General features: G+C 56.8%; 1 protein-coding gene. It reads right to left on the reverse strand.

Annotated features, from left to right (window positions below; all coding sequences use genetic code 11):
- On the reverse strand, nucleotides 1-1,095 hold a 1,095-nt coding region (locus KXR83_RS26795; RefSeq protein WP_437427235.1), incomplete at its 3' end, for a cbb3-type cytochrome c oxidase subunit I.
- Between the last annotated feature and the right edge of the window lie 11 nt (nucleotides 1,096-1,106).

Raw genomic sequence — 1,106 nt, forward strand, 5'->3', positions numbered from 1 at the left:
GCTCGCCAGCAACACACCGGTCAGACCACCGAACAAGAACGTCACCAAAAAGCCCACCGAAAACAGCATCGGCGTCTCGAACGTGATGTGACCCTTCCACATCGTCCCGATCCAGTTGAAGAACTTCACACCCGTCGGCACCGCGATGATGAACGTCATGAACGAGAAGAACGGCAACAGCACAGCCCCGGTGGCATACATGTGGTGCGCCCACACCGCCACCGACAGAGCTGCGATCGCCAAGGTGGCATAGACAAGTGTGGAGTAGCCGAAGATGGGTTTGCGGGAGAAGACCGGGAAGATCTCCGACACGATCCCGAAGAACGGCAACGCAATGATGTACACCTCGGGATGACCGAAGAACCAGAACAAGTGCTGCCACAAAATCGCACCACCATTGGACGGGTCATACAGATGCGCCCCGAACGCCAGCAGGATCAGCACACTCGTCACCAAAATGTTCCAAGTGAAAATCGGCATCCGGAACATCGTCATACCCGGCGCACGCAAACACACCACCGTCGTGATCATGTTCACCGCACCCAAAATCGTGCCCAGACCCGACACACCCAGACCCAAAATCCACATATCCGCACCCGGACCCGGCGAGTGCACCGCATCAGTCAACGGCGTGTACGCAGTCCAACCGAAGTCAGCCGCACCACCCGGAGTGATGAACCCGGCAATCGCCACYGTCGAACCGAACACGAACAACCAAAAACTGAACGCATTCAACCGCGGGAACGCCACATCCGGCGCACCGATCTGCAACGGCAACACCACATTGGCAAACCCGATCACAATCGGCGTCGCATACATCAGCAACATCACCGTGCCATGCATGGTGAACAACTGGTTGTACTGCTCAGTCGACAAGAACTGCAGACCAGGAGCCGTCAACTCAGTACGCATCAGCAACGCCATCAAGCCACCGATGAGGAAAAACGCAAAACACGCAACCAAATACATGATGCCCAGCATCTTGTGATCGGTCGTCGTCAACATCTTGTAGATGAACGAACCCTTGGCACCCGTGCGCTCGGGATAAGGCCGAACCGGAGCCACCTGAGTGGTGGGCTGGTCTACCGCGGTCACTGATCCTCCTG

Source organism: Williamsia muralis, assembly GCF_051487485.1.
Lineage (GTDB): Bacteria > Actinomycetota > Actinomycetes > Mycobacteriales > Mycobacteriaceae > Williamsia > Williamsia muralis_B.